Here is a 25,984-nt window from a genome sequence, read left to right as displayed (position 1 = left end):
GCCGCGCATCGTGCCACGGAACGGGCCGCGGCGGGAGCCTGCCACGCCGCCGGGTGACCGCTCCGTGCCGTGGAGTTCGCCGTCGCGGTCGGGGCGCGGCTACCCTGTGGTCGGGGGGACGTCGGTCGGTGTACCCGGCCGGGTGCCCCCGCGCAGTGCCGGACGACCCTGTGAGGAGAGGCGATGACGGCAGACGGGGCGGACCGCCCGGGCGGTTCCCCGCGGTTCGACGTCGTACTCCGCGGCTACGACCGCAAGCAGGTGGACGAGCACGTGGTCCAGTTGCAGCGGGTCATGGGGCGGATGCGGGCCGACATCGACGCGTTGCGGAGCCGGCCGATGCCGCCGCCGATGCCGATGTCCCCGCCCGGTGGTTTCGCCGCCACGCCGGGGGCACCCGGTGCGCCGTCGCGACCGGGCCCGCGGCCCGGTGCGCGTCCCGGCCCCGGCGAGCCGGAACGGCACGGCGCCGTCGACGACTTCTCCGACCGCATGCAGGCGATCCTGCAGAAGGCGGAGGAGGAGGCCGAGGAGATCCGGGCCAAGGCGAAGGCGGACGCCGAGCGCGTCACCACCGAGGCACGCAAGCAGGTCGAACGGGCCCGTGCGGACGCCGACCGGGCCCGCGAGCACGGCGACAAGCTCCGCGCCGAGGTCACCGAGCTGACCCGGCGTCGCGACGAGCTGCGCGGCGAAGCTCCCGGCGGCCAGTCCGAGAACGGCCGTCCCGGTGCCCGCGCCGGTGCGGCACCCGGCGCCGACCGGCCGGAGGACCCGGCGCGCGGCGAGGCCGCGCGCAACGGTGCTCCGCAGGCCGGCCGTCCGGAGGACGGCGAGGCGGCCCGCCGCGGGGACAGCGGCCAGAAGCCACGCCCCGGTGCGGCGGGGCGTCCCACGGGCACCCCGCAGCAGCCCAGCGGCACCAACGGCTCCGCTCCCGCCGCGCGCGGCGACGCGGCCGGCCCGCCGCGGCCCGGCCCGCGCCCGTCCGGCCCGGGGGGCCAGCCCGACCAGCGCGCCGGCGGCGCTCCGGGGCAGCCCGCCCCGGCCCGTCCGGGTCCGCGTGAGGGCTCGGCCCCGGACGCCGCCCGTTCCGGCGGGCCGGAGATCGTGAAGCAACCGGTCGCACGGGCCGAGGACCGGGGTGAGCCCGGTCGTCCGGGCCGTGCCGACTCCGGGTCGCAGGCGCGGCCGGTGCCCGGACCGCCGCGTGGCCAGGGCGGTTCCGGTACCCCGGCGGGTGCGGGGCGCTCCGGCGGACCGGCTCCGGCGCGGCCGAACGACCCGTCCTCGGGCGGGGCCGACCAGGCGGCGTCGGGCCAGCAGAAGCAGGGGCAGCCGGCCGCCGCCCAGCAGAAGCCGGGCCAGCCGGCGGCCGCTCAGCAGAAGCCGGGTCAGTCGGGCGCTGCTCAGCAGAAGCCGGGCCAGCCGGGCCAGCCGGGCCAGCCGGGCCAGGGTGCCGGGCAGGCGCCCGGCCAGCAGGGCACGCCCGCGCCGAAGCCCGGGCCGCAGGGCCAGGGCGGACCGCGGCCGGGTCCGCGGCCGTCCCCGACCCCGGGGCCCCGGCCGTCGCCGGGCCCGGGCGCGCCGCCCGCCGACGGCGTCGAGCGCACCACCGCGGTCCGTCCCTCGCCGGTCGAGGAGCCGGAGGCCGCGGAGCTGTTCCGGCCGGCGTCGGAGCCGCAGGCGCCCGACCCCGCGACGTCGGCGGTGCCCCGCCAGGACCAGTCCCGTCCGTCCACCAAGGATCCCGAACGGACCACGGCGGTCGGTGTCGTCCGCCGTTCCGGTGACACTCCGTCGGATGGTTCGCAGAAGCCGTCGACCGGGGATCCGAAGGCGCCATCCCCGGCGTCGCCGCCCGCCGTGGACCCGCCGACGACGGCGAACCCGGCCGCGGCCCGGCCCGCCGGTCCGAACGGCTCGCAGTCGCCGCGTGGTGGATCCGACCAGGGTGGCAGTGGTCAGGGTGGCCGTAGCGGCGGGTCCGAGCCCGCCGATCCGGCCGGTGGACGGCCCGCCAACGGCCGCTCCGGCGGCTCGGGTGGCGGCAACGGTTCGGGAGCGCCCCGGCCGAGCGCCGCGCAGCAGTCCTCGGGGACGCGCAGCCCCTGAGGTTCCCCGCGTGCGGGGCCCGACCGGCATAGGGTCCGGGTCCATGCAGCTCGGCTCGTTCACGGTCCCGCCCATCGCCGCTGCGGCGGTGCTGGGTGCGGGCGTGCTCGTGATCCTGGTCCTGTGGGGGGTCTGGCGGGCCCGCCGGGTCCCGGCGCCGGCTCCGCTGCCCGTCGCACCGCCGGTGCCGACGCCCGGCCCCCATCCGTGTGCCGAGGACTGGACGGGTGAGCGGGCGGGCGGCCCGGCCGACCCGCCGGCCCCGGTCCGCCCCCGCACGGTCGCGGACGCGGTCGCGGAGCGCGGCGATGCCCGGGGCGTGGACCAGCCGCCGCCGGACCGGAACCCGGCGGACGCGGGATCGCCCGGCACCCCGTCCGGCCCCGTGCCGGAACCCGCCGCCGTGCAGAGCACCGTCCCGATGCCCGTCCCGGCGGCCCCGACCGGCCGGCACGCCGCGGCCGGGCCGTCGCCCGCTGACACCACGACAGCACCGGACGACGGCGCCGTGGCGCCGTCGGACGAGCGCCCGGACGCGTTCACGGTGTCCCGCACCGCTCCCGACGCGCCGTGGCCACCGGTGCCGGGCCGCCGCCCGGTCCCCTTCCCGTACCCGCCGGGGCGCACCGCGTCCGGGGACGCCGCGCCGGGCACCGGCCCGGACGCAGCGCCGGACACCGGGCCGGACATCAGGCCGGACACAGCGCCGGATCCACGGCCGCGCACCGTGCCGCCCACGGCGGCGGCCACCGCGTCGGGCACGGCACCTGGCACAGGCCCGGACACGGCGGGCACCGGGGCGGACACCGCCGCAGCCACGGGACCGGACGCGGCGCCGGACACCACCGACACGACGCGGGCCGGTACCGGGCACCAACCGGTGCCCGGTACCGAGCAGGAACCGGCGCAGTGGAGCCCCGCCGCGGACGGGTCCACCCGTGCAGGAACCCGCCTGCGGGTCGTCGACGACGCCCACCCCGGCGCACCGGAACAGCCCGGCGTCGTGCCCGGCCGGCCCGCCGCCGATGCGGGATCCCGGCCCGACGACCCCACCGTGGCCGACGATCTCGCGGTCGCCCCGCTGCCGCCCTGGTCGACGGAACGGACCCTGCCCGCGATGGAGGACCTGCCCAGCGCCGGGCCGGCCCCGTCCGGCCGCCGGCCCGACCCGGACGACGTCGTCGCGGCCACCGGCACCGGGGACACCTTCCCGGGGACCACGGACCCGATGCCCCGGGCCGTCCAGCAGGCACTCGCCGCCCGGGCGGTGCACAGCGCCCGGTTGCGCCGGACCGGGTTCGACGACGCCGGGTCCTGCGGTGGCGACCAGCAGGAGCTGCCGCTCGCCGTGGTGCCCTCCCCGAGCCCGGCCCCGGTGACCGGCCCGGACGCCCGCGACCGGCTGCTCGGGGTGCTGCTCGCCGACCCCGGCCGGGCGGTGGACGCGACGGAGACCCTCGACGCGTCCCGGGACCGGATCGAGCAGCTGGGCGACGTCCTGCGCCGGCGGCGCGCGGAGCTGGCCGGCGCCGTCCGGCACCTGCACGACTGCGGGCTCGACCCGGTCCAGATCGGCCGGCTGTCGGGGATGCCGGCGACGGACGTCCGGACGATCCTGGACGGGCGGGCCGACGACGGCGCCGCCGGGGACGCCGCCGACGAGAGCGGCTGATCAGCCCAGCACGGTGAACCGCACCGAGGTCCCCGGCACCGCCTGCGCCAGGCCCGGCAGGTCCGCGGGCTCCACGACCGCGATCACCGGGTAGCCGCCGGTCGTCGGATGGTCGGCGAGGAACACCACGGGCGGCCCGTCCGGCGGTGCCTGCACCGAGCCGGTGACCATCCCCTCGCTCGGAAGCTCCCGGTCCCGGGTGCCGGCGTGCCGCCGCGGCGGCGGTCCGTCGAGCCGCACGCCGATCCGGTTGCCGTCCGGGGTGACCGTCCATCTCGGGCCGGTCAGCGCGGACCGGGGGTCGTCGAACCAGTCCGCCCGGGGCCCGAGCCGGACCCGCAGCCGCAGCGGCCCGACCGGCAGCGAGAACGGGACCGGCCCGTACGCTGGCAACGTCGGGGGCCGGGGGCCGACGCCGAGCTCGTCGCCGTCGGAGAGCGGGGCCGGGCCCAGGCCGGACAGCAGATCGGTGCTGCGGCTGCCCAGCGCGGCCGGGAGATCGAGCCCGCCCGCGACGGCGAGGTAGACCCGCAGCCCGCCGACCGGCGCGCCCACGTCCAGCTCGGCGCCGTCGGGCAGGTACAGCGCGGTGTGCGATCCGACGGCGCGCCCGGCGAGCCGTACCGGAGCCGGCGCCCCGGTCACCGCGACGACCTGGTTCCCGCGGGCCCGCAGCCGCAGGCCACCGCCGAGCAGCTCCAGCGCGGCCGCACCGGGGGCGTTGCCGGCCAGCCGGTTCGCCAGCTCGTAGGCCGGGCCGTCCAGCGCGCCCGACGGCGGCACCCCGAGATGGGCGTTGCCCGGGCGACCGCGGTCGGTCACCAGCGCCTGCGGTCCGGCCCGCAGCACGTGCAGCGCGCTCACCGGGGCTCGAACCGGACCCGGTCGCCCGGGGTGAACAGGGCGGGTCGCTCGGCCGCCGGATCGAAGAGGACGACGTCGGTCCGCCCGATCAGCCGCCAGCCCCCGGGGGAGCGGCGCGGGTAGACGCAGCTGTAGACGTCGGCGACGCCGACCGAGCCGGCCGGGACGGCGGTGCGGGAACTCTCCAGCCGCGGCTGGCGCAGCGGCTCCGGCAGGCCGGAGAGGTAGCCGAAGCCGGGTGCGAACCCGCAGAAGTCCACCGTGTACTCGGCGCCGGAGTGCAGCGCCACCACCTCGTCGGTCCCGATCCCGGCGGTGTCGGCGACGAGCTGCAGGTCCGCGCCGTCGTAGTCGACGCCGATCGTGTGCAGCACCCCGGTCCCGGCCCGGCCCGCCGCGGGGTCGGCGGTCCGCGCCGCGGCCCGGACCCGGTCGAGACCGGAGCCGGGAGCCACCTCGACGAGCACCGTCCGGGCGGCGGGCACCAGCTCGGTCACCTCGGGCAGGTCTGCGGCGCGCACGGCCGCCACGATCGCCGCGACCGCGTCGGCGGAGCCGGTCTCGAAGAGCAGCGCCCGGTTCCCGCACGGGCGGGCCACGGTGTCCATACCGGTGTCCATACCGGTGTCCATGCCGGTGCCGGGCTCAGCCCACGACGCGGCGCAGTACCGCCGACATGTAGGGCGTCAGGCCGCCGCCGTCGACCGCACGCTCGTCGACGTAGGCCAGGTCGCCCTGGTTGACCAGGCCGTAGAGCCGCTTCGAGGCGACGGTGGCCCGGGCGGTCGCCGTCCGGGCGACGGCGTCGGACTCGATCTGCCAGGACCGCATGTCGCCCTTGGGGCCGTAGAGGATCTCCACGAGGCCGCTGCTGTCGGCGAGCACGACCTCCAGCGAACCGTCCTCCTGCGGCCGCCAGAAACCGGTCTCCCGCTCCAGCAGGTCGCCGATCTCGCCGTCGGGGCCCAGCAGCCAGGTCCGGGACTCGACGGTCAGGAACGCGCGCCCGTCGTGGGCGAAGGTGAGCTGCTGGCCGAACGGGCGGGGCTCGTTCGTGGCCGGGTCGACCAGCTCGCCGTCACCCCGCCACACGCCGACCAGCGGCAGCACGCCCAGGCACCAGTCGTGCAGGTCGGGGCCCTGGCGGAGGTTCGCCGTGTCGTCGGCGACGGGCAGGTCCTCCCACTGCGGACGGTTGCGCCGCGGCGAGTCCGGAGCCGCGTTCTCCGGCCCGGTGATCGTCGTCTGCAGCTGGTCGTCGGGGGAATCGGTCACGGGGCGAGCTCCTCGTCGTGGTCGTCGGCGCCGCGGTCGGCGTCCTCGGCACCGTCTGCGCCGTCGGCGTGGTCGGGGGCGGCTCGGCCGCCGGTCACGGCCGGGGCCGGCTCGAAGACGAACAGGCGCCGCAGGAGCCAGCCCGACCAGACGGCGGTTCCCGCGGAGAGGGCGATCAACAACCCGGTGGAGAACCAGTGCACGGCGCGCGAGTCTACGCACCGGACGAGCCGTCGGCCGTCCGGCGCACGGACACGACGAACGCCGCCCCGGCAACCGGGACGGCGTTCGTCGTAGGGGGGTGGAACGAGCTCAGGCGACGGTGTTGTCTCGCGCCATCGCAAGCTCAGGCGACGGCTATCTCCGCCTGGTGCAGGCCCGGCCCGTCGGCGACGAGCTCGGCCTGGCCGTTGCCCGAGCGCGAGAGCGCACGGACCGTCCAGGTACCGGGGGCGGCGAAGAACCGGAAGTCACCCGAGGCCGAGGACACGACCTCCGCGGTGAACTCGCCGGTGCCGTCCAGCAGCCGGACGAACGCGCCGGCGACCGGCTCGCCACCGGTCACGACGCGCCCCGCCAGCACGGTCTCCTTGGAGAGGTCCGTGCCCGCGGGCAGGGTCAGGGACTGGTCAGGTGCTCCACACATGCTTACTTCGCCCCCAGCTCGATCGGCACGCCGATCAGCGAGCCGTACTCGGTCCAGCTGCCGTCGTAGTTCTTGACGTCGGTGTGCCCCAGCAGCTCGCGCAGCACCACCCAGGTGTGGCTCGAGCGCTCGCCGATGCGGCAGTAGGCGATGGTCGCCTTGCCCTCGTCGAAACCGGCCTCGGCGTAGAGCGTGGCCAGCTCCTCGTTGGACTTGAAGGTGCCGTCCTCGTTGGCCGCCTTCGACCACGGGATGTTCACCGCCGACGGGATGTGCCCCGGGCGCTGCGACTGCTCATGCGGCAGGTGGGCCGGGGCCAGGATCTTGCCGGAGAACTCGTCGGGCGAGCGGACGTCGACCAGGTTCTTGGTGTCGATCGCGTCGACGACCTCGTCGCGCAGCGCGCGGATCGAGTTGTCGGCCTCCTTGGCGGTGTAGGAGGTCGCGGCCCGGTCCTTGACGTCGGTGGTCAGGGTCCGGCCGTCGAGCTCCCACTTCTTGCGGCCGCCGTCGAGCAGCACCACGTCGTCGTGGCCGTAGAGCTTGAACTCCCAGTAGGCGTAAGCGGCGAACCAGTTGTTGTTGCCGCCGTAGAGCACGACCTTGTCGTCGTTCGACACGCCCTTGGCCGAGAGCAGCTGCTCGAACTGCTCCTTGGTGGGGATGTCGCGGCGGACCGCGTCCTGCAGCTCCTCGGTCCAGTTGATCTTCACTGCACCGGGGAGGTGCCCCCCGTCGTAGGCGGTGGTGTCCTCGTCGACCTCGAGGAACACCACCCCGTCGGTCTCCAGGTTCTCTTCCGCCCAGTCGGCGGTGACGAGGACGTCCTCGCGGCTCATGTTCGTAGTACTCCCGATCGGTGTCGACGGTGGTGGACGGTCAGGTGCGCACCGGCCGGTCCGGTGCGCAGGCGGGCGAGGAGCCCGTACAGCTCGCGGCCGGGGCAGTACCCGGTCGCTGCGGTGAGCAGGGCCACCACCAGCATCGACGCCGTGGCGACGGCACCGAGCGTGGTCAGCCCCGAGAGGTAGCCGATCGCCCCGGCGGTGGCGACGACCAGCCCGGCGGCCTGCGCGAAGCGGGCCGGGGCGGCGTCCTCCCCGCCGGAGACCGGCTCCAGGCGCGGCGCGAGCAGGTGGCGGTACAGCACGCCGTAGGGCGCGAACCGCATGCCGGCGAACGCGCCGACGGCCAGGACGACGGCCTGTGCGGTGGCGAGCAGGCCGCTGCCGGACAGCAGGACCAGCGCCAGGACCGCGGCGCTGACGCCGGCGGAGAACCGGATCCCGCGCGGATCGAGCCGGGGCTCGAGGTGCACGGGACCGAGGTCCGTGACGGACATGGAGGGACTCCTGTGAACCGGGTCGGGAACGGCCGGCACGGGCGGTGTGCCCGGCGCCGCGGCCGTCAGGGCACGCGGGTCAGGAGTCCAGACACAGGCAGCCGGCCAGACGGCACAGATCGACCGTGCGGCGTCGGGTCAGCGGCCAGTTCACGGGCCCGAGGGTAGCCGAACGGGCGAGGTGCGTGTAGCCGTTCCACCCGGACGATCGCCTCACACCGGGCCGGTGTCTCAGCTCGTGGAACCGCTGGAGGGCTCGCCGTCGCCGACGGCGAGGTCCCGGACCGAACCGGAGATCTCCAGGACGTCGGGGCCCGGCACCGACGCCGTCGTCGCCGGGACGCCGAGCGGCAGCGGGCCGGGGTCCAGGTCGATCGCGAGCGCGTCGGTCAGGGCCTCCCGCACGGTCGCGGGCACCGGCTCGCCGGTGCCGTACTCGCGCACGTCGCGCGGGACGATCCGGAGCGCCCCGTCGGACACGACGAGCGCGGAGAGCACGGCCACCCGGGTCTCGGCGCCGTCGACCGGCATCTCGGCGGCGAACAGCGCCGCGGTGCGCGGGTCGAGGCCACGCAGCGTCGGATCGCCACCGGCCACGACCGCCTCGTCGATCGTGTCCGGCTCGACCTGCTCGACGGTCAGCCGCTCCACCGTCGCGGCCGGGCCGCCCCGGGCGACGACCATCCGCCGGACGTCCAGCGGCCCGATCTGCACGCTGCTGCGGGCCGCGGCGGCCCGGAACCGCGCGTCCGAGCCGACGAGATCGGCGATCGGGGCCCGCACCCCGTACATCCGCACGCCGATCACCGGCGTGCGCATCGACCCGATCGGTACCCGCTGCATCGACACGTCGACCTGGTCGTAGCGGCCGGTGACGGCCTGGGCGATGAAGGAGAAGCCCTGGACCCGCACCGACGGGTCCTCCGGCAGCTGCAGCCGGTCGCGCATCTGGCGGGAGATCCCGTACTCCGCGGCGGCGGCCGTCCCGAAGTCGGCCAGCACGAGCACCGCCCCGACGGCGAGGACGGCGGCGATCGACCGGCGCACCGTGGCGCGCCGGTCGGTGCCCCGGCGGGCCGGGGGAGCAGGCGACGACACGGTGGTTCCTCCTGGTCGCAGGGTTGACGACCCCCTGAACGGTAGTGAGCCGGGCGGCCGCGGACGCGGGCGGCCCCGTGGGCGTGGTCCCGATCGATCGCGGTACCGATCAAGACCGATGGCGTGAGGCCGGTCGCGATCGTGCTGACCAGCGGATGACGGGGCGGTATCGTCCCGGTATCGCGAGAGGAGGAGTCCATGGAACTGCTCCTGCTGACCACGGCTCCGGACACGACCACCGTGTTGCCCGCTCTGTCCCTGCTCCCGCACACCGTGCGCACCGCCGCCCCCGAGGTGGCGGCCCTGCTCGACGCCGGCCCGCACGACGCCGTCCTCGTCGACGCGCGCAGCGACCTGGTGGCGGCCCGCAGCCTCTGCCGGCTGCTCGGCAGCACGGGGACCGACGTCCCGGTGATCGCCGTGCTCAACGAGGGTGGCCTGGTCGCCGTGTCCGGCGAGTGGGTGGTCGACGAGATCCTGCTCCCCGACACCGGACCGGCCGAGGTCGACGCCCGGCTGCGGCTGCTCCGGTCCCGGCCCGGCGCGGAGGCCGCCGCCGGTGGTGGCGCGCTGGTCCTCGGTGAGCTGGTCATCGACGAGGCGACCTACTCCGCCCGGCTGAAGGGGCGGCTGCTCGAACTCACCTACAAGGAGTTCGAGCTGCTCAAGTACCTCGCCCAGCACGCTGGCCGGGTGTTCACCCGGGCCCAGCTGCTGCAGGAGGTCTGGGGCTACGACTTCTTCGGCGGCACCCGCACCGTCGACGTCCACGTCCGGCGGTTGCGGGCGAAGCTCGGCGGCGAGCACGAACAGATGATCGGCACCGTCCGCAACGTCGGGTACAAGTTCGTCCGGCCCTCGCGCGGTGGGCTCACCGCACCGCCGGATCCCGATGGCGACGAGGATCCCGAGCCCGCCGGTCGCCGGTTGCCCGGTGCGGTCCGTCCCGGTCCGCCGGGGGCGCTGTCGCGCCGGCGGTGACGCGCACCGGGTACGAGGAGATCGCCGCGGGCGAACAGATCTACTCCGGCTGTCCCGCAGGGTCGGCGCCACTGCCCGTTCAGCCCCAACGCCGTAGGACGTGGTCGGGGTGGTCGAGCCAGATCGTGTGATCGGCGGTCGGGGAGACGGCCAGCCCGAGCCGGGTGCGGTCGGGGCGGCCGTAGGTGCTCCACAGCCGGTAGGCGTGTTCCAGCTCGTCCCACAGCGCCCCGTCGGCCGCGACGTGTCGTTCACCGTCGACCTCGGTCAGGACGAATGTGGAGTCGTCGAGTCCGCGGCCCCAGGTCTGTAGCCCGGTCGATCCGTCGCTCGGGGTGAACCCGAGGGTGCGGAAGGGCGGGGCGAGCACGGACAGGAAGAACGTGGCCGGGTGCTCGCCGCCCAACGCCTCGACCGGGACGTCGGTGACGGTGGCCTGGTCGAGCAGCGCCGGGCGGATCACTGGCGCCGCGGGCTCCGGGGAGCGGCGGGTGGGCATGAACCCGCCGAACTGGCGGAGGACCCGGCCCTGGGCACCGACCACGAGCACCGCGCCCGGCCGGGTCTGGGCGAGCCACGCCCCGGGGACGGTCGGGACGGCGACGGTCGCGATGAGCCGGTCGAACGGCCCGTGCTCCGGCGCGCCGATGGTGGCGTCCCCGGCCCGGATGGTGGGCCTGTAGCCCAGGTCGTGCAGCGCGGTCCGTGCTCGTGCCGCGATGCCGAGGTCGACCTCGACGCTGGTCACGTGGTCGTCGCCCAGGCGGTGGGCGAGGAGAGCGGCGTTGTAGCCGGTGCCGGTCGCCGCCTCGAACACCCGGTGTCCGGGTTGCACCTCCAGCGCGTCGAGCATGGCGGCCATCAGCACCGGCGACGACGTCGACGACGTCGGTACTCCGGCCACCGGATCGCCACCGCGGGCGCGGTCGGCGAGCGCGTCGTCACCGTCGAGCTGGGTCACCAGCGCGTCGTCGGAGTACACGGCGTCGAGCCACTCGTCGTCACCCTCCACCAGCCGCCACCCGGGCCTGCCGCGGTGCGGGGTGAAGAAGTACGGAACGAACGGGTGGCGCGGGACCTGCGCGAACGCCGTCCGCCACGCCGGGTCGGGCAGGTGGCCGTCGGCGGTGAGCCGGTCGACCAGGGCCGCGCGCCGCTCGGCGGTCGTGGTGGTCATCGATGGAGGTCCTTCCGGGTCAGCGCCGCGGCGAGAGCGTCGGCGATGTGGTCGCGGGCCGGGTGATCCCAAGCCCACCGCCCGACCGGATCGAGGTCGAGATGGTGCCACCGGCCTTCACGGTCGACCGCGAAGTCGGCGGCGCAGAACCGCAGATCCAGATCCCGCAGCAGCCGGGTCAGACCTTCCCGCACCGGCGCCGGCATCGCGTGCCACTCGTTCGCGGCGTGATGAGCGCGCCGGGCGCGGGCCCCGTGGCGTTCCCTCCCCACTTGTCGCGATCGGCCTCGGTGCCCCGCAGCCGCGTTCTAACGTGCGCCCAGCACCAGCCAGCGCAACATCGCCGCGACCCTGGCCGGCCTCCCCGAGGAACGCATCCAGGGCGACAACACCGGGTTCGGTGACCTTGCACGCAACAACCCCGTGGTTGGCGTCATCGAGGCGCCGATCGTGGTCGGCGATCTTCTCGCCTCCCAAGTGAAGGACTCCTTCGATGCGGACTGACTCCCGGCGACCTCGCCGACACACCAGCACCGCACTCGCACTCGCCCTGCTGTGCGCGTTGAGCGCCGCCTGCGGAATCGGACAGGAGACCACCATCGACCCCCGCGCCGAGCTGAACGCCCGGATGAGCCTGGAAGAGGCCACCATCTACTACCAGCAGATGGATCTGCGGACCCGGGCCGCGACCGAATCCGTCGTCGGCCCCCGTACCTGGGAGGTCACCGACACTCCCGCCCGGGATTCTTGTGGTTTCGGTCGCTTCGAGGACATCGAGGGCGCCCACACTGAGGTGTTCTCAGTAGTGGTGGTCGTTCCGCTGCGACACGCCGAGGGAGTGGAGATGTCTAGGACATGGGGCAGGGCCCCGGTAGAGCAGTTGGTCGACCAAGATCAACGAACTCTCCGAGGCCCCGCATGTCCGATCCTGTCACCTACACCGCTGTCCTCCCGATCGGGGAGCACACCGTGGCCTACCTGGCTCGGCTTCTGGCCGCTCAACGCTGTCGCCGCGGTACCCGCCCCCGGCGGCGGGCGTTGACCCCGTTCGCCCAGGCAGTGCTGGTGATCCGCTGGTTCTGCGACGCCACCCGGGTCCGGCACCTGGCCCGCGACAACGCGATCAGTACCGCGACCACCTATCGCTACCTGCACGAAGGCATCGACGTCCTCGCCAGCGCCGCACCCGGGCTGCACGGTGCCCTGCTCGCCGCCCGCCTCGCCGGACACACCCACGTTCACCTGGACGGCACCCTGATCGCCACCGACCGCTGCCGCGCGCTCGGCCCCACCGCGGGGGTCGACCTGTGGTGGTCGGGTAAACACCACCGCCACGGCGGGAACGTCCAGGTCGTGTCCGCCCCGGATGGATGGCCGCTATGGACATCCCCGGGAAGACCCGGGCGCGAACACGACGTGACCTGTGCCCGAGCCCACCCCGGTCTGCTCGAAGACCTCGATCACTGGATCGATGATGACCACGCCGCGCTGGGCGATCTCGGCTACGAAGGTGAGGCCCACCGACTCACCGTGCCGATCAAACCCATCCCCGCCGGCGGCCGAACAGTCGATCAGCGCACCGTCAACAGCCTGCACTCAGCCACCCGAGCACTCGCCGAACGAGCAAACGCCCTGCTCAAGACCACCTTCGCAACGCTACAGCGAGTCACCCTCTGTCCCTGGCGCACCGGCGCGATCACCGCAGCCGCGCTCGTGTTACTCCACACCGAATACGACCGCACAACATGATCACCACGCTACTGAGAACACCTCACTGTCGGCCTCCCCAGGGCCAGGTTCAAAGGTGGGATCACCGACGCCGAATGGCCCCGCGTCGAACAGGAGATCGACGCTGTCCTGCGTGAGTACGGATTCAGCAGGGACGGGCTGTTCCAGCAGAACCGCAACGGCATCCGCAGCATGAATGCCCTGGACATGGTCACCGGTGCGCACTTCGCGTTCGAGAGCGAGCTCTACACCCTGGTTCGCATCACCGCTGGATGTCACCTGCTCCAGGACCGGAAGTCGCCCGCCTGACCCGCCGCACCCGGCCAGGAGGATCACGCTCCGGACCCGTCGCCCCGCCGCACCCCACAACTAAGCTCGGTGGGATGGACCCGCAGGTGCTCACCCGACCCGACGCCGACACCACCGCCGCGGTGCACGACCTGCTCGCCGCCGCGGCGTCCGCCGACGGCATCGACCCGTTCTCCGAGCAGTTCCTGCTCACCCTGCGCGCGACCGAACCCCGCGACGGCGTGCGCCACGTCGTGGTCGCCGGGAACGACCGCCCGGTCGCCGGATACGCCCAGCTCGACGGCGAGTACGCCGAACTGGTCGTGCACCCGGACGAGCGCCGCCGCGGCATCGGATCGGCCCTGGTCACCGCGCTGGATGGGCTGTCGTCCGACCCGCACGTGTGGGCCCACGGCGACCTCGACGCCGCCCGTGCGCTCGCCGAGGCCCGCGGGTACCGGCGGGACCGGGTGCTGTGGCAGATGCGGCGGACCGCGTCCGGCCCGCCGCCGGAGGTCGTCGTGCCCGACGGTGTCACCGTCCGCCCCTTCGTCCCCGGCCGGGACGACGAGGAGTTCCTCCGGGTGAACAACGCGGCCTTCGACTGGCACCCCGAGCAGGGCGGGTGGACCGGCCGCGAGCTGGCCGCCCGGCAGGCCGAGGACTGGTTCGACGCCGACGGGTTCCTGCTGGCCACCGACCCCGGCGGGACGCTGCTCGGCTACCACTGGACGAAGGTCCACCCCGCGACCGGCGACGAGCCGGCCATGGGGGAGGTGTACGTCCTCGGTGTCGATCCGGCGGCGCACGGCCGGGGCCTCGGCGGGATGCTGACCGCGGCCGGACTGCGGCACCTGCACGACCGCGGGCTCGACACGGTGCTGCTCTACGTCGAGGCCGACAACGCCCCCGCGGTGCGGGTCTACGAGCGACTCGGGTTCACCGTGCACGCGGCGGACGTGAACTACGCCCGTTGACGACCGGTCACGCAGCGGTTGCAGTCCGGGAACGGCCGACCGATCGTGTGACGTGGATCCACCCGTTCCGCGGCCCTGTTCATGCTGCGTTCATCTTCCGTGGGCCCTGCGTCCAACGGCGGCTCCTAGCGTCCTCGCCGGACGGCCACCCCGGCGCCGTCGTACCGAGCGGCACGAGCCGATCACGGAGGAACCTGCAGTGAAGACCAAGCGGCGCGCGCCCCGGGCGCGCCTGGCGGCCGTCGGTGTCGCGACGACCTGTGCGCTGTTCGTTGCGGGTTGCGGCGCGGCCAACGAGGGCGGGGGCGGCGACGCCGCCGAGGGCTCCGGTGTCAGCGGCACGATCGCCGGTGCGGGCGCCAGCTCGCAGCAGGCGGCCATGCAGTCCTGGATCGCCGGCTTCGGCGAGGCCAACACCGGCGCGACGGTCAACTACGACCCGGTCGGTTCCGGCGGCGGCCGGACCCAGTTCATCGAGGGCGGCGTGCAGTTCGCCGGCTCGGACGCCTACCTGGAGGACGAGCAGCTGACGCAGGCGCGCGAGCGCTGCGGCGGTTCGGTCATCGAGATCCCGAACTACGTCTCGCCGATCGCGATCGTCTTCAAGCTCGACGGCGTCCAGGAGCTCAACCTGGCTCCGGCGACGATCGCCGGCATCTTCAAGGGCGAGATCAAGACCTGGAACGACCCGAAGATCGCGGCGGACAACCCGGGCGTACAGCTCCCGGCGTCCCCGGTCACCCCGGTGCACCGCTCCGACGAGTCGGGCACCACCGAGAACCTGACGGACTTCCTGAACAAGGCCGCGCCGGACGTGTGGACCGACGAGGCCGACGGCAACTGGCCGGTGCAGGGCGGCGAGGCGGCCCAGGGCACCTCCGGTGTCGTCGGCGCCGTCAACGCCGGTAACGGCACCATCGGCTACGCGGACGCCTCGCAGGCCGGCGAGCTGGGCAAGGCCAACGTCAAGCTCGGCGAGACCAACGTCGCGCCGACCGCCGAGGCCGCCGCGAAGATCCTCGAGGAGTCCCAGCGGGTCGAGGGCCAGGGCGACACCTCGTTCGCCTACGAGCTCAACCGCACCGCGACCGGCGGCGCCTACCCGGTCGTGCTGGTCTCCTACCTGATGGCCTGCCCGACCTACCCGGACCAGGCCCAGGCCGACGTGACCAAGGCGTTCCTGAACTACGTGGTCAGCGACGCCGGTCAGCAGGCCGCGGCCCAGGCCGCCGGTTCCGCCCCGCTGTCGGAGACCCTGCGCGGCCAGATCACCCCGGTGATCGACCGCATCGCGGCCGGCAGCTGATCGAGTTGCGCGTCATCTAGCCAGGAGCCCCGGGTGGTGTTCATGATGGAATCATCACCCGGGGCTCCCCGGCGTCTCCTGTCCAGCGCACGCACGCACCTCCAGGGACCACTGTGACCACCACCGAAGCCAAGCCCGAGCAGCCGGCCGCGAGGCCGGTCACCCAGCTCGGCGATCGCATCTTCGCCGGTTCCGCGAAGGGTGCCGGGATCCTGATCCTGGTCGTCCTGGCCGGGGTCGCCGCATTCCTGCTGATCGAGGCGTTCCCCGCGTTCGTCGCGTCCGAGGACGACCTGCCCGGCGGGATCGTCGTCTACGTCGCGCCGCTGATCTTCGGCACGCTGCTGAGCGCGGTGATCGCCCTGCTGGTGGCGACCCCGCTGGCGGTCGCGGTGGCGCTGTTCATCAGCCACTACGCCCCGCGCCGGCTGGCGCAGGGGCTCAGCTACGTGGTCGACCTGCTGGCGGCCGTTCCCTCGATCGTGTACGGGCTGTGGGGAGCGTGGACGCTGGCGCCCCTGTCGGTCGGGCTGAGCACCTGGTTCGCCGACTACCTCGGCTGGATCCCGTTCTTCGCCGGACCGCCGTCGACGACCGGTCGCACCATGCTGGTCGTCGGGCTGGTGCTGGCGGTGATGATCCTCCCGATCATCACGGCGGTGACCCGTGAGGTGTTCCTGCAGGCGCCGAAGCTGCACGAGGAGGCCGCACTGGCCCTCGGCGCCACGCGCTGGGAGATGATCCGGCTGGCGGTCCTGCCGTTCGGGCGCTCCGGGATCATCTCCGGTGCGATGCTCGGCCTGGGCCGGGCCCTGGGCGAGACGATGGCGGTGGCGATGATCCTCTCGGTCTCCGGCGCCGTCACGTTCAACCTGATCAGCTCGGAGAACCCGGCCACGATCGCGGCCAACATCGCCCTGCAGTTCCCGGAGGCCTCCGGCATCACCGTGAACGTGCTGATCGCCTCCGGCCTGGTCCTCTTCGTGATCACCCTGCTGGTGAACATGCTCGCCCGCTACATCGTCGAGCGCCGCCGCGAATTCTCCGGAGCGAACTGAGATGGCCACCGGAACCGAACGCAACCGCACCGACACCGAGGTCTCCGTGACGGGAACCGGACTCGAATCCCCCGCCTCCACGACGCCGGCCGTCCTCCGGCGCAAGGGCACCCTCCCGCGCTGGGCCCCGTTGGGCATCCTGGTCGCGACCGCGGTCGTCATGGCCGGTCTGGTGGCGGCGATCGGGTTCAGCATCGGGCTGTGGGTGTTCCTCACCGCCGTGGGGTACGGCGTCGCCACCTATCTGGCGTCGCGCATCGTCGAGGGCGCGCGCAAGGCCGCCGACCGCCTGGTCACCATCGTGGTGACCAGCGCGTTCCTGCTCGCGATGGTGCCGCTGGTCTCCGTTCTGTGGACGGTGGTCAGCCAGGGCTGGGCCCGGTTCGACGCCCAGTTCTTCACCAACTCGATGCGCGGTGTGGTCGGGGTGGGCGGCGGTGCGCTGCACGCCATCCAGGGCACGCTGATCATCACCGGGCTGGCCGCGCTGATGTCCATCCCGGTCGGTGTGCTCACCGCCGTGTACCTGGTGGAGTACGGCAACAACTCCCGGCTCGCCCGGTCGATCACGTTCTTCGTCGACGTCATGACGGGCATCCCGTCCATCGTCGCCGGCCTCTTCGCCTACGCGCTGTTCGCGCTGCTGCTCGGACCGGGCGTCCGGTTCGGGTTCGTCGGCGCGGTGGCGCTGACCGTGCTGATGATCCCGATCGTGGTGCGGTCCACCGAGGAGATGCTCAAGATCGTCCCGAACGAGCTGCGGGAGGCGTCCTTCGCGCTCGGGGTCCCGAAGTGGCGGACGATCCTCAAGGTCGTCATCCCGACGACCGCGGGCGGGATCGCCACCGGCATCACGCTGGCGATCGCCCGCGTCATCGGTGAGACGGCGCCGCTGCTGGTCACCGTCGGCCTCGCCACCGGGGTGAACCTCAACCCGTTCGACGGCCGGATGGCGACGCTCCCGGTGTTCTCCTACTACTCCTATGCGGTCCCGGGCGTGCCGCGCGAGCCGTTCCTCGACCGGGCCTGGGCCGCGGCACTCGTACTGCTGCTCATCGTCATGGTGCTGAACGTGGTGGCGCGCCTGATCTCCCGCATCTACGCCCCGAAGACCCGATAAGGAACCCGGACATGGGCAAGAGTGTCGAAGCCAAGGACCTGAACATCTACTACGGGTCGTTCCTCGCCGTCGAGGGCGTCAACATGACGATCAAGCCGAAGACGGTCACCGCACTCATCGGGCCGTCCGGCTGCGGCAAGTCGACGTTCCTCCGGTCGATCAACCGGATGCACGAGAACATCCCCGGTGCCCGGGTCGAGGGGCGCCTGGAGCTCGACGGCCAGGACCTGTACGGCGCGAACGTCGACCCGGTCGGTGTGCGGCGCCAGATCGGGATGGTCTTCCAGCGGCCGAACCCGTTCCCCACGATGTCGATCTACGACAACGTCATCGCCGGGATGAAGCTCAACAACCGCAAGGCGTCCAAGGCCGAGTTCGACGAGACCGTCGAGCGTTCGCTGCGCGGCGCCAACCTGTGGAACGAGGTCAAGGACCGGCTCGACAAGCCGGGCTCGGGCCTGTCCGGCGGGCAGCAGCAGCGGCTGTGCATCGCCCGGGCGATCGCCGTGCGACCGGACGTGCTGCTGATGGACGAGCCGTGCTCGGCGCTCGACCCGATCTCCACGCTCGCGATCGAGGATCTGATCAACGAGCTGAAGAACGACTACACGATCGTCATCGTGACCCACAACATGCAGCAGGCGGCGCGGGTCAGCGACTTCACCGGCTTCTTCAACATCGAGGGCACCGGCAAGCCGGGCAAGCTCGTGGAGATCGACGAGACCAAGACGATCTTCTCCCAGCCGCGGCAGAAGGCGACCGAGGACTACGTGTCCGGCCGGTTCGGCTGAACCGGCCCACCGCACGCGGGCGGCACCGGTACCCCACGGGGGCCGGTGCCGTCGTCGTTGCGGGTCAGGTCAGGATCTCGTCCGGGGTGCCGCCGGTGACCGCGTAGATCACGTGTTTCGCCAGGTGGACGCAGTGGTCGGCGTAGCGCTCGTGGAACCGCGCCAGGAGCGCGACCTCGACCGCCGCCGGGACGCCGGCCGTCCAGTCCGGGCCGAACATCAGCTCGAACACCTGCCGGTGGGTGGCGTCGACGCCGTCGTCGTCGGTGTCCAGCTCGCAGGCCAGCAGCACGTTGCGGGTCCGCAGCACCTCGACGGCCTTGGCCCCCATCGCCCCGACGCGAGCGCCGTACTCGGTGAACAGCGGCCGGGCCTGCTCCGGCAGTACCGGTTGGTCACCGGCCCGGGCGACCGGCTCCGCGACGTGCCGGGCCAGGTCGCCCATCCGCTCCAGGGCCTGGGCGCACCGCAGGGCGGTGACGACGGCCCGCAACGGGGTCGCCATCGGCGCGTGCAGCGTCATGGTCTCGACGGCGAGGCGCTCGATCGCGGCGCGGTAGCCGTCGATCACCGAGTCGCGGGCCACGACCTGCTGGGCGAGCCGCCTGCGGTCGTTGAGGACGGCGTCGGACGCGCGGTCGAACGCCGCCGACACCAGCGGGCCCATCTCGTCGAGCATCAGCTGGAGCTGCTCGAGGTTGTCGTCGAGCGTCTCCCTGCGCATGCCGACGACCTTAGTTCGCGACCGGGCACCGTCTCGGCCCGGAACCGGTGAACGATCGATGAACGGGTCCCTCCGCTAGGGCGTGTCTCCCAGATAGGCGGAGCGGGGTGCGCGATGCTTGATCGGTGCCGCGTACCGCTGTCCTGACTGATGTCCAGTGGGCCCGTCTGGCGCCGCTGTTGCCCTCTTCCGAGGGTCGTCGCGGGTGCCCGTTCCGCGATGACCGCCGGGTGCTCGAGGGGATCATCTACCGGTATCGGTGCGGGCTTCCCTGGCGCGACGTCCCAGCCGAGTTCGGGCCGTGGCAGACGTTGTGGAAGCGGCACCGCCGCTACAGCGGCGACGGCACCTGGGACCACATCCTGGCTGCTCTTCTGGTCGAGGCCGACGCCGCCGAGGTGCTCGGGTGGGCGGTCAGCGTGGACTCCACGATCATCCGTGCCCACCAGCACGCCGCGACCCTCAAGCGCGACACAGGGGGCCGGATCGAACTACACGAATCTGCTCGCCGAACCAGCAGATCACGCGCTGGGACGGTCCCGCGGAGGGCTGTCGACGAAGATCCACCAGCTCGTTGACGGGCACGGCCGCCCGCTGGTGGTCCTCCTCGGCCCCGGCCAGGGCGGCGACTCGCCAATGTTTCCGCACCTGATGGCGCGCCTGAGCATCGCCCGACCGGGCCCGGGACGACCCCGGACCCGGCCTGAACGCGTGCGCGCGGACAAGGCCTACTCCTCACGCGCGATCCGCCGGCACCTGCGCGAGCGCCGGATCATCGCTGTCATTCCGGAGCCCTCTGACCAGCAGGGACACCGCAAACGACGGGGCTCACGCGGTGGCCGACCGCCCGCATTCGATCCGGTCGACTACCGAAACCGCAACGTCGTCGAGTGCGGGTTCTGCCACGTCAAGCAGTGGCGCGGGCTGGCCACCCGTTACGACAAGCTCGCCCTGACCTTCCGCGGCGGCGCCGTCCTGAAGGCGATCGTCACCTGGCTCCGCGCATTGGGAGACACACCCTAGGCGGCCCGGCGGATCCCTATCCGCAGGTCCACCTGGAAGCGCTCGGCCGAACCCAGCACCGTGGACCGCACACCGGTGACCTCGAACCACTCGAGAGACTGGCCGACCCGGCCCATGCCGTCCCGGATCGCCTCCTCGACGCTCTCGTCGGAGGAGCCGACCACCTCGGTGACGACGCATCCCGCATGCTCCATGGCGGCGGAGTGCCCTGCGGTACACAGGCCCAAACGCGATACGGACACCGCTCGCCGACGGACCAGCGGCACGGTCCGGATGGGCTACCCGGAGTATGTGACCAGGTACGGCAAGCGGTCGCCGTCACACGGCGAGGGGTCCGGGCATCTGTCCGGTGACGACGTAGACGATCCGCCGGGCCACCGCGACGGCGTGGTCGGCGTACCGCTCGTAGAACCGCGCGAGCAGCGCGACGTCGACGGCGGCGGACACCCCGTGCGTCCAGTTGCGGTCCATCAGCACGGTGAACATGTGCTGGTGCAGGTCGTCCATGGCGTCGTCGTCGGCCTCGAGCTCGGTCGCGGCCTCCAGGTCCCGGCTGCGGATGACCTGGCCCGCCTTCTCGGCGAGCTGCACCCCGACCTTGCCCATCTCGGCGAAGTACGGCTTGATCTCCTCGGGGACCACCGACTGCGGGTGCCGCCGCCGGGCGGCCTGCGCCACGTGCAGCGCGAGGTCTCCCATGCGCTCGAGGTCGCCGGCACCGTGGATCGCGGCGACGACGACCCGGAGGTCGGTCGCGACCGGGGCCTGCAGGGCGAGCAGGCCGAACGCCCGGTGCTCGGCGTCGGCACGGACGTCGTCGATCCGGACGTCCTCGGAGATGATCTGTTCGGCCAGCTGGAGGTCGGCGTCGAGCAGGGCCCGGGTGGCGTTCTCCATCGCGCGCGCGACGTCGTCGCACATCCCCGCCAGACCGGAGGCGAGGTCGTCCAGCTGATCCTGGTAGTCGTCGCGCATGCCCCGAGCCTAGAGCGGACCCGGGCGGGGAGCAGCCCTGGCGGGTGAACCCGACATGAACGGTCGGCGACGTCGGCGTCCTCCCGGCGCGGTACCGCCGGTCAGGAGCAGTCGGCGTCGGACGCCGGGACCGCCTGCAGCGGGGCCCGGTCGCCGGAGCCGACGACGAGTTCCAGCCGGTCGGTGCCGGCCGGGTCCGGCGCGGGACGGGCGCCGGGCAGGGTGCCGACGAGCCCGCCCGCGGCGTCGGTGTGCTCGGGGGAGTAGCGGACCTCGGTCCGGTCGGCGGCCGGGCCGCCGGTGATCGTGCCGATCTCGTAACCCCGGGTGCGCAGGGTCTCGACCATCTCCTCGACGCCGGCCCCGCCGCTGGCGTCGACCAGGTCCACGCGGGTGCCGGGGGCGGGTGCGGGCGCCGAGCGCGCGGCCGGTGCCGTGGCCTCGGGCGGCAGCGGTTCGTGCGAGCGCAGGGCGGAGAACAGCGTCCGGGCCTCGCTGCGCTGCAGCTCCAGGTGGCCACGGGTGTTCGGCGTCTCGGACACCGGGACCGGCAGGAAGACCGGGGTGCTGCCGTCCCCCGCGGTGCCGGCCCGGCCGAGACCCGACGCCAGCGCGAGGATCTCCCCGGCGTCGGCGTTGTCGGCGACGACCGCGGCGGACAGCCCGTCCGCGGCCCGGCCGGGCGCACCCGGGGTGAGCAGCGACGGCGCGGACAGCGCATCGTCCAGGGCGCCGGCGAGCACCCGCTGCTGGCGTTGGACGCGGTTGGCGGGCGAGCTGTCCTCGGCCCCGGCCGCGGAGGCGAACCGTACGGCGGACGGCCCGTCCAGCGGGACCGTGCCGGAGCCCTCGACGACCGGGCCGAGCACCGGGTCGATCACCGGTCGCTCGGTGCAGACCTCGATCCCGCCGACCGCCCCGATCAGGTCCGGGGCGCCGGCCAGGTCGAACGCCACGAACGCGCTCACCGGGATGCCGGTGAGCTGTTGCACCACGCCGACGCTGCACGCCGGCCCGCCGACGTCGTAGGCGGTCGCGAACGCCGTCCGGGACTCGGCCGGGACGGTCTCGCCGTACTCGCCGGTCGCCGGGTCCCAGCGCGGGCAGGGCGGCCGGGAGACCTCCAGGGTCGCGGGGACGGACAGGGTGACGGCCTGGGCCTCGCCGGCGGGCTGGTGGACGAGGACGGCGGTGTCGGTCCGGGCCGACTCCGGTACCCCCGCCCGGTCGGCCTGCACGCCGAGGACCAGCACGTTCCGGTCGCCCGCCTGCTGTTCGGCGTCGAGGATCGCGTCGGCGTCCGGCGCGAGCGCGGCGACGGTCCGCACGCCGTCGTGCACGGTGCCGCGGCCGACGAACCCGAACGCGGTCGTCACGAGCACGAGGACGGCCGCGGCCGCGGCGGCGATCCGGATCGCCCGGCTGCGGGGGGCCGGCATCCGGGAGCCGGGCCGGTCGCCGCCCGCGTCGCCGTCGTCCGGGGTGGCCGTGTCCCCGGTCCCGTCCGGTTCCGGTGCGGGTTCCGGATCCGGCTCCCGGTCCGGTCGCCGTTCCGGTCCCGGTTGCTGCTGCGGATCCGCCCGGGTCGTGCACGTGGGCGCGGAACCGTCTGCCGGGGCGTCGGCGCGGCGCCGACGGCGGCGCGGCGGGACGCTCTCGTCGCCACCGGCGGTCCCCGGCCCCGGGCCCGGTGTGGCGCCGGTCGGTGCGCGGTCGGGCTGCGACACCTCGGCCCGGGCGTCGCGCCGAACCCGTCGCCCCGGTTCGGCGGACGCCGGGGGTCCGCCGGGTCCGGGCGCCCCCGGGGCGCCGTGCCCGTCCGCGACGGGCCGCGGCGGCGGTGTGAACCTCCCGGTCCCGGGGGGCGCGCCGTACGGGCCCTCCTCGTGGGCACGCGGGGGCACACCGACGGAGCCGCTCACGCCGTGCGACGGGGGACGTTCCGGGTCGCGGCCGGGCGCGGACCTCCGGTCGGGCGGGCCCTGCGCGGGGGCGGACCGGCCCGGGGACGCCCCGTGCGGTGGTGCGACGGCCCGGCCGTCGGACGGTCCGTGCGGTGCAGCGGCCCGGTCGTCGGCGGCGCCGGGCGGGGGCCCGGAGCGGCGGTCGGCGGGGCGTCGCCGGGGTGCGGACCGGCCGTCGGTGGAGCCGCGGCCCGGGGCGGGCTGCGGTGCCCGCCGCCCGTCGTCCACGGTGCCCGGCGGTCGCCCGGAGGCCGGTCGTTCCCCGCCGGGCGGCGGCGCGGAGCGCTCGGCGCCGGGCTGCGGGGTGGACCGGGCGTCACCGGGGTTGCGGGGCACCGGCCCACCGCGGACACGCATCGTCCCGGTCGGCGGCTGCGGGTTCGCCGGAGCCTGCCGGGGACGGCCGTCGCCGCGGGGCTCCTCGCCGGGCGCGGGTTCCGGCGGGGGCTGCCGGTCGTCGGCCCGGCGACGGGTGCGCCGGGACCGGCGCGCGTCGTCGTCCTGCACCGGGCCTCCTCGCCGCGCGCCCGCCCTGGGGCCGCGCGATGGCCGGGCGCAATTCCGGGTGCGCCGGCCGTGGACGCCCGGTCGGGGACCGTGCGTCCGGCACTGATCTTATTCGCCGGGCGGCGCCGCGGAAGCCCGGGGCGCTACCCCGGGGCACCCGGCTGGGGGATCGAGCGGCGTCCGGAAGCCGCACCGGCCAGGGCCACCCGGCCGTCGGCGACGCGATGGGCGACGGCGTTGCGGCCCGCCTGCTTGGCCGTGTAGAGCAGCAGGTCCGCCTCGGCGACGAGTTGCTCGGTCCCGCCGTCGGACAGTCCGCTGTGTGCGACGCCGATGCTGATCGTCATCCGGAGCTGCGGGTGCAACGACGGCCAGTCGTGCGCCGCGACCCGTTCCCGGGCCGCCTCGCAGGCCGCCACGGCGCCGTCCGGGTCCAGGTCGGGCAGGACCAGCGCGAACTCCTCCCCGCCGTACCGGGCGCAGAACGCACCCCGCGGCAGCGCGCGTCCGAGCTCGTGCACCATCCGCTGCAGCACCCGGTCGCCGAACGGGTGCCCGTGGGTGTCGTTGACCTGCTTGAAGTGGTCGATGTCGGCGAGCGCCAGCCCGACCGGGCGGCCGGGACCCGAGCCGAGCAGGTCGACGAGCCGCTCGTCGAGGTAGCGGCGGTTGTAGGACGCGGTGAGGCTGTCCCGGCGGCTCTGCTCGCGGGCCTCGGCGTGCTCGCGGCGCAGGCGCTCGATCTCGTCCTCGGCGGCGTCCGGGGCCGGGCCGTTGAGCAGCCGTACGGCCTCGCGCAGGTGCAGGTAGGCCTGCTCGTACCGGCGGTGCCGGGCGAGCCGCTCGGCGGCCGCGGTGTGCAGCGCCGCGCGGGCGGCGGGATCGGCCGGTGCGACACCGTCGAGGACGAGGTCGTCGTGGTGCGGCGCGCGGCGTGCGGTGCGCACCAGGTTGCGCACCGACCAGGCCATGTCGGTCACCGTCCACACCTCCCGTCTCCGCGGACGTCCCCGGGATCATCGGCGCCGCGGCGGCCGGACTTGAGGCGGACACGGGGTCCGGTACCCGTTCGGCGGGCCCGGTTCCCCCGGGCCGGGGACCGGCCCGGCTGCGGGCCGTGGCGGCTCAGCCCCCGGAGTGGTCGACGTCTGCTCCGAACGGGACGGTCGTGTCCTCCGGGTCGTCGAGCCAGTGCTCGGGCAGGACGACGCGGCCCGGTGACCCCTGGCGCCCCCGCGGTCCGTCCGCCTCGGCCGGGAACGGTTCGTGCGGGTCGAGCTGGGTCAGCAGCTCGTCGAGGTGGTCGACGGACTCCACCATGCCGAGGTTGCGGCGCAGCTCCGGCCCGACCGGGAAGCCCTTGAGGTACCAGGCGACGTGCTTGCGCATGTCGCGGATGCCCTTGTGGTCACCCATGTGCTCGCACAGCAGCACGGCGTGCCGGCGCAGGGTGGCGGCGACCTCACCCAGGTTCGGCGGGGCGGGCAGCTCCCGGCCGGCGAACGCGGCCTCCAGGTCCCCGAACAGCCACGGCCGGCCCAGGCAGCCCCGGCCGACCACGACGCCGTCGCACCCGGTGCGGGCGACCATGTCCAGCGCGTCCTGCGCGGAGAAGATGTCGCCGTTGCCCAGCACCGGGACGTGTGCCGGGACGTGCTCGCGCAGCCGGGAGATCGCGTCCCAGTCGGCCTGGCCGGAGTAGCGCTGGGACGCGGTGCGGGCGTGCAGCGCGACGGCGACGGCGCCCGAGTCGACCGCGATCCGGGCCGCGTCGAGGTAGGTGTGGTGCTCGTCGTCGATGCCGATCCGCATCTTGACCGTGACCGGCCGGTCCCCGGCGCCCTCGACCGCGGCGCTCACGATCCGCTCGAACAGCCGGCGCTTGAACGGCAGTGCCGCACCGCCGCCGCGCCGGGTGACCTTGGGGACCGGGCAGCCGAAGTTCATGTCGATGTGGTCGGCCAGGTCGCGCTCGACGATCATCCGGGCCGCGAGCCGCATGGACTCCGGGTCGACGCCGTAGAGCTGCATCGAGCGGGGGTGCTCGTCGGCGTCGAAGGCGATCATGCGGAACGTCAGCGGGTTCTTCTCCACCAGCCCGCGGGCGGTGATCATCTCGCAGACGTAGTAGCCCGCGCCCTGCTCGCGGCACAGCCGCCGGAACCCGGGGTTGGTGATGCCGGCCATCGGCGCCAGCACCACCGGCGTGTCCACCTGGTACGGGCCGATGCGCAGCGGGGGCAGCACGCGCTCGCTCCGGGCGGGGGTGTCCGTCCGCCTGGGGCGGACGCCGTCCTGCATGATCGTCACCCCGACATTGTCCCAGGCACCGTGCCGGTGGTCGCCGCGGCGC

The 25,984-nt window shown here is 74.3% G+C and carries 29 protein-coding genes; 12 read left to right on the top strand and 17 right to left on the bottom strand.

Annotated features, from left to right (window positions below; genetic code table 11):
* Window positions 1-183: 183 nt before the first annotated feature.
* The gene (locus AFB00_RS09035; RefSeq protein WP_068796854.1) at window positions 184-2,115 is read left to right on the top strand and encodes a hypothetical protein; all 1,932 of its coding nucleotides are present in this window, start codon (window positions 184-186) and stop codon (window positions 2,113-2,115) included.
* A gap of 10 nt (window positions 2,116-2,125) precedes the next feature.
* Window positions 2,126-3,787: a hypothetical protein gene (locus tag AFB00_RS09030; RefSeq protein ID WP_197519802.1), complete on the top strand. Its 1,662-nt coding sequence runs from the start codon at window positions 2,126-2,128 to the stop codon at window positions 3,785-3,787.
* On the opposite strand, the gene AFB00_RS09025 is transcribed toward AFB00_RS09030, so the two are convergent.
* From AFB00_RS09025 to AFB00_RS08990, 8 genes are all read right to left on the bottom strand, one after another.
* Complete coding sequence (locus tag AFB00_RS09025) at window positions 3,788-4,651, bottom strand: biotin-dependent carboxyltransferase family protein (protein WP_068796852.1); 864 nt, start codon at window positions 4,649-4,651, stop codon at window positions 3,788-3,790.
* Window positions 4,648-5,271: a 5-oxoprolinase subunit B family protein gene (locus tag AFB00_RS09020; protein ID WP_231974292.1), complete on the bottom strand. Its 624-nt coding sequence runs from the start codon at window positions 5,269-5,271 to the stop codon at window positions 4,648-4,650. Before AFB00_RS09020 ends, AFB00_RS09025 begins: the two co-directional genes overlap by 4 nt.
* 25 nt (window positions 5,272-5,296) lie before the next feature.
* Window positions 5,297-5,926 (bottom strand): FABP family protein, encoded by a 630-nt coding sequence (locus AFB00_RS09015; RefSeq protein ID WP_083275381.1) that lies wholly within the window; start codon window positions 5,924-5,926, stop codon window positions 5,297-5,299.
* Window positions 5,923-6,129 (bottom strand): hypothetical protein, encoded by a 207-nt coding sequence (locus AFB00_RS09010; RefSeq protein ID WP_068796851.1) that lies wholly within the window; start codon window positions 6,127-6,129, stop codon window positions 5,923-5,925. The genes AFB00_RS09015 and AFB00_RS09010 overlap by 4 nt, the downstream gene beginning before the upstream one ends.
* A 143-nt stretch (window positions 6,130-6,272) precedes the next feature.
* Window positions 6,273-6,572 (bottom strand): DUF1416 domain-containing protein, encoded by a 300-nt coding sequence (locus AFB00_RS09005; protein WP_068796850.1) that lies wholly within the window; start codon window positions 6,570-6,572, stop codon window positions 6,273-6,275.
* Window positions 6,573-6,574: 2 nt separating this feature from the next.
* On the bottom strand, window positions 6,575-7,411 hold the full coding sequence (locus AFB00_RS09000; protein WP_068796849.1) for a sulfurtransferase: 837 nt from the start codon (window positions 7,409-7,411) through the stop codon (window positions 6,575-6,577).
* A complete protein-coding gene (locus tag AFB00_RS08995) occupies window positions 7,408-7,914 on the bottom strand; it encodes a DUF4395 domain-containing protein (protein WP_068796848.1) in 507 nt (168 codons plus the stop codon). Before AFB00_RS08995 ends, AFB00_RS09000 begins: the two co-directional genes overlap by 4 nt.
* A gap of 231 nt (window positions 7,915-8,145) precedes the next feature.
* The gene (locus tag AFB00_RS08990; RefSeq protein WP_083275380.1) at window positions 8,146-9,012 is read right to left on the bottom strand and encodes an LmeA family phospholipid-binding protein; all 867 of its coding nucleotides are present in this window, start codon (window positions 9,010-9,012) and stop codon (window positions 8,146-8,148) included.
* 198 nt (window positions 9,013-9,210) lie between these two features.
* Here AFB00_RS08990 and AFB00_RS08985 point away from each other — a divergent pair, with 198 nt between their 5' ends.
* Window positions 9,211-9,993, top strand: coding sequence for a winged helix-turn-helix transcriptional regulator (locus AFB00_RS08985; protein WP_068796846.1), 783 nt, complete (start codon window positions 9,211-9,213; stop codon window positions 9,991-9,993).
* Between the two features lie 79 nt (window positions 9,994-10,072).
* Here AFB00_RS08985 and AFB00_RS08980 read toward each other — a convergent pair whose 3' ends face one another.
* Together AFB00_RS08980 and AFB00_RS08975 are read right to left on the bottom strand one after the other, a co-directional pair.
* On the bottom strand, window positions 10,073-11,170 hold the full coding sequence (locus AFB00_RS08980; protein ID WP_068796845.1) for a hypothetical protein: 1,098 nt from the start codon (window positions 11,168-11,170) through the stop codon (window positions 10,073-10,075).
* Complete coding sequence (locus AFB00_RS08975; RefSeq protein WP_156819458.1) at window positions 11,167-11,364, bottom strand: hypothetical protein; 198 nt, start codon at window positions 11,362-11,364, stop codon at window positions 11,167-11,169. The genes AFB00_RS08980 and AFB00_RS08975 overlap by 4 nt, the downstream gene beginning before the upstream one ends.
* A gap of 299 nt (window positions 11,365-11,663) precedes the next feature.
* On the opposite strand from AFB00_RS08975, the gene AFB00_RS36130 reads away from it, so the two are divergent.
* Window positions 11,664-12,212: an LppA family lipoprotein gene (locus tag AFB00_RS36130; RefSeq protein WP_083275379.1), complete on the top strand. Its 549-nt coding sequence runs from the start codon at window positions 11,664-11,666 to the stop codon at window positions 12,210-12,212.
* On the top strand, window positions 12,140-12,919 hold the full coding sequence (locus AFB00_RS08970) for an HARBI1 family protein (RefSeq protein WP_442965849.1): 780 nt from the start codon (window positions 12,140-12,142) through the stop codon (window positions 12,917-12,919). The genes AFB00_RS36130 and AFB00_RS08970 overlap by 73 nt, the downstream gene beginning before the upstream one ends.
* Here the strand turns inward: AFB00_RS08970 and AFB00_RS33090 are convergent, their stop codons facing one another.
* The gene (locus tag AFB00_RS33090) at window positions 12,920-13,234 is read right to left on the bottom strand and encodes a hypothetical protein (RefSeq protein WP_156819457.1); all 315 of its coding nucleotides are present in this window, start codon (window positions 13,232-13,234) and stop codon (window positions 12,920-12,922) included.
* 47 nt (window positions 13,235-13,281) lie between these two features.
* Here AFB00_RS33090 and mshD point away from each other — a divergent pair, with 47 nt between their 5' ends.
* The 5 genes from mshD to pstB all read left to right on the top strand — a co-directional run bounded on the left by mshD (window position 13,282) and on the right by pstB (window position 18,438).
* Window positions 13,282-14,163, top strand: coding sequence for a mycothiol synthase (gene mshD / locus AFB00_RS08965; RefSeq protein WP_068796843.1), 882 nt, complete (start codon window positions 13,282-13,284; stop codon window positions 14,161-14,163).
* 199 nt (window positions 14,164-14,362) lie between these two features.
* On the top strand, window positions 14,363-15,469 hold the full coding sequence (gene pstS / locus AFB00_RS08960; RefSeq protein WP_068796842.1) for a phosphate ABC transporter substrate-binding protein PstS: 1,107 nt from the start codon (window positions 14,363-14,365) through the stop codon (window positions 15,467-15,469).
* A 113-nt stretch (window positions 15,470-15,582) separates the two neighbouring features.
* Entirely contained in the window at window positions 15,583-16,527 is a 945-nt protein-coding gene (pstC, locus tag AFB00_RS08955) for a phosphate ABC transporter permease subunit PstC (RefSeq protein ID WP_068796841.1), read from the top strand.
* Between the two features lies 1 nt (window position 16,528).
* Window positions 16,529-17,647 carry a phosphate ABC transporter permease PstA gene (gene pstA, locus AFB00_RS08950; RefSeq protein WP_068796840.1) on the top strand — a complete coding sequence of 373 codons (1,119 nt, stop codon included), beginning with the start codon at window positions 16,529-16,531 and terminating at the stop codon, window positions 17,645-17,647.
* Between the two features lie 11 nt (window positions 17,648-17,658).
* Window positions 17,659-18,438, top strand: coding sequence for a phosphate ABC transporter ATP-binding protein PstB (gene pstB / locus AFB00_RS08945; protein WP_068796839.1), 780 nt, complete (start codon window positions 17,659-17,661; stop codon window positions 18,436-18,438).
* A gap of 64 nt (window positions 18,439-18,502) precedes the next feature.
* Here the strand turns inward: pstB and AFB00_RS08940 are convergent, their stop codons facing one another.
* On the bottom strand, window positions 18,503-19,162 hold the full coding sequence (locus AFB00_RS08940) for a phosphate signaling complex PhoU family protein (RefSeq protein ID WP_068796838.1): 660 nt from the start codon (window positions 19,160-19,162) through the stop codon (window positions 18,503-18,505).
* Window positions 19,163-19,287: 125 nt separating this feature from the next.
* Here AFB00_RS08940 and AFB00_RS36125 point away from each other — a divergent pair, with 125 nt between their 5' ends.
* Window positions 19,288-19,740, top strand: coding sequence for an IS5 family transposase (locus AFB00_RS36125; RefSeq protein WP_083276061.1), 453 nt, complete (start codon window positions 19,288-19,290; stop codon window positions 19,738-19,740).
* Complete coding sequence (locus AFB00_RS36120; protein ID WP_442965863.1) at window positions 19,664-20,185, top strand: IS5 family transposase; 522 nt, start codon at window positions 19,664-19,666, stop codon at window positions 20,183-20,185. The genes AFB00_RS36125 and AFB00_RS36120 overlap by 77 nt, the downstream gene beginning before the upstream one ends.
* Here AFB00_RS36120 and AFB00_RS08925 read toward each other — a convergent pair.
* From AFB00_RS08925 to dusB, 5 genes are all read right to left on the bottom strand, one after another.
* Complete coding sequence (locus tag AFB00_RS08925; RefSeq protein ID WP_068796837.1) at window positions 20,182-20,379, bottom strand: dodecin family protein; 198 nt, start codon at window positions 20,377-20,379, stop codon at window positions 20,182-20,184. The genes AFB00_RS36120 and AFB00_RS08925 overlap by 4 nt on opposite strands.
* 124 nt (window positions 20,380-20,503) lie before the next feature.
* Window positions 20,504-21,160, bottom strand: coding sequence for a phosphate signaling complex protein PhoU (phoU, locus tag AFB00_RS08920; RefSeq protein WP_068796836.1), 657 nt, complete (start codon window positions 21,158-21,160; stop codon window positions 20,504-20,506).
* A gap of 101 nt (window positions 21,161-21,261) precedes the next feature.
* A complete protein-coding gene (locus AFB00_RS08915; RefSeq protein ID WP_068796835.1) occupies window positions 21,262-23,631 on the bottom strand; it encodes an LCP family protein in 2,370 nt (789 codons plus the stop codon).
* Between the two features lie 143 nt (window positions 23,632-23,774).
* Window positions 23,775-24,602, bottom strand: coding sequence for a GGDEF domain-containing protein (locus AFB00_RS08910; RefSeq protein WP_068800134.1), 828 nt, complete (start codon window positions 24,600-24,602; stop codon window positions 23,775-23,777).
* 154 nt (window positions 24,603-24,756) lie between these two features.
* Window positions 24,757-25,932 carry a tRNA dihydrouridine synthase DusB gene (gene dusB / locus AFB00_RS08905; protein ID WP_068800133.1) on the bottom strand — a complete coding sequence of 392 codons (1,176 nt, stop codon included), beginning with the start codon at window positions 25,930-25,932 and terminating at the stop codon, window positions 24,757-24,759.
* Between the last annotated feature and the right edge of the window lie 52 nt (window positions 25,933-25,984).

Origin of the sequence: Pseudonocardia sp. HH130630-07 (assembly GCF_001698125.1) — a bacterium.
Lineage (GTDB): Bacteria > Actinomycetota > Actinomycetes > Mycobacteriales > Pseudonocardiaceae > Pseudonocardia.
Note: the sequence above shows the minus strand (reverse complement) of the source record. Positions and strands in the feature narration are given on the sequence as shown.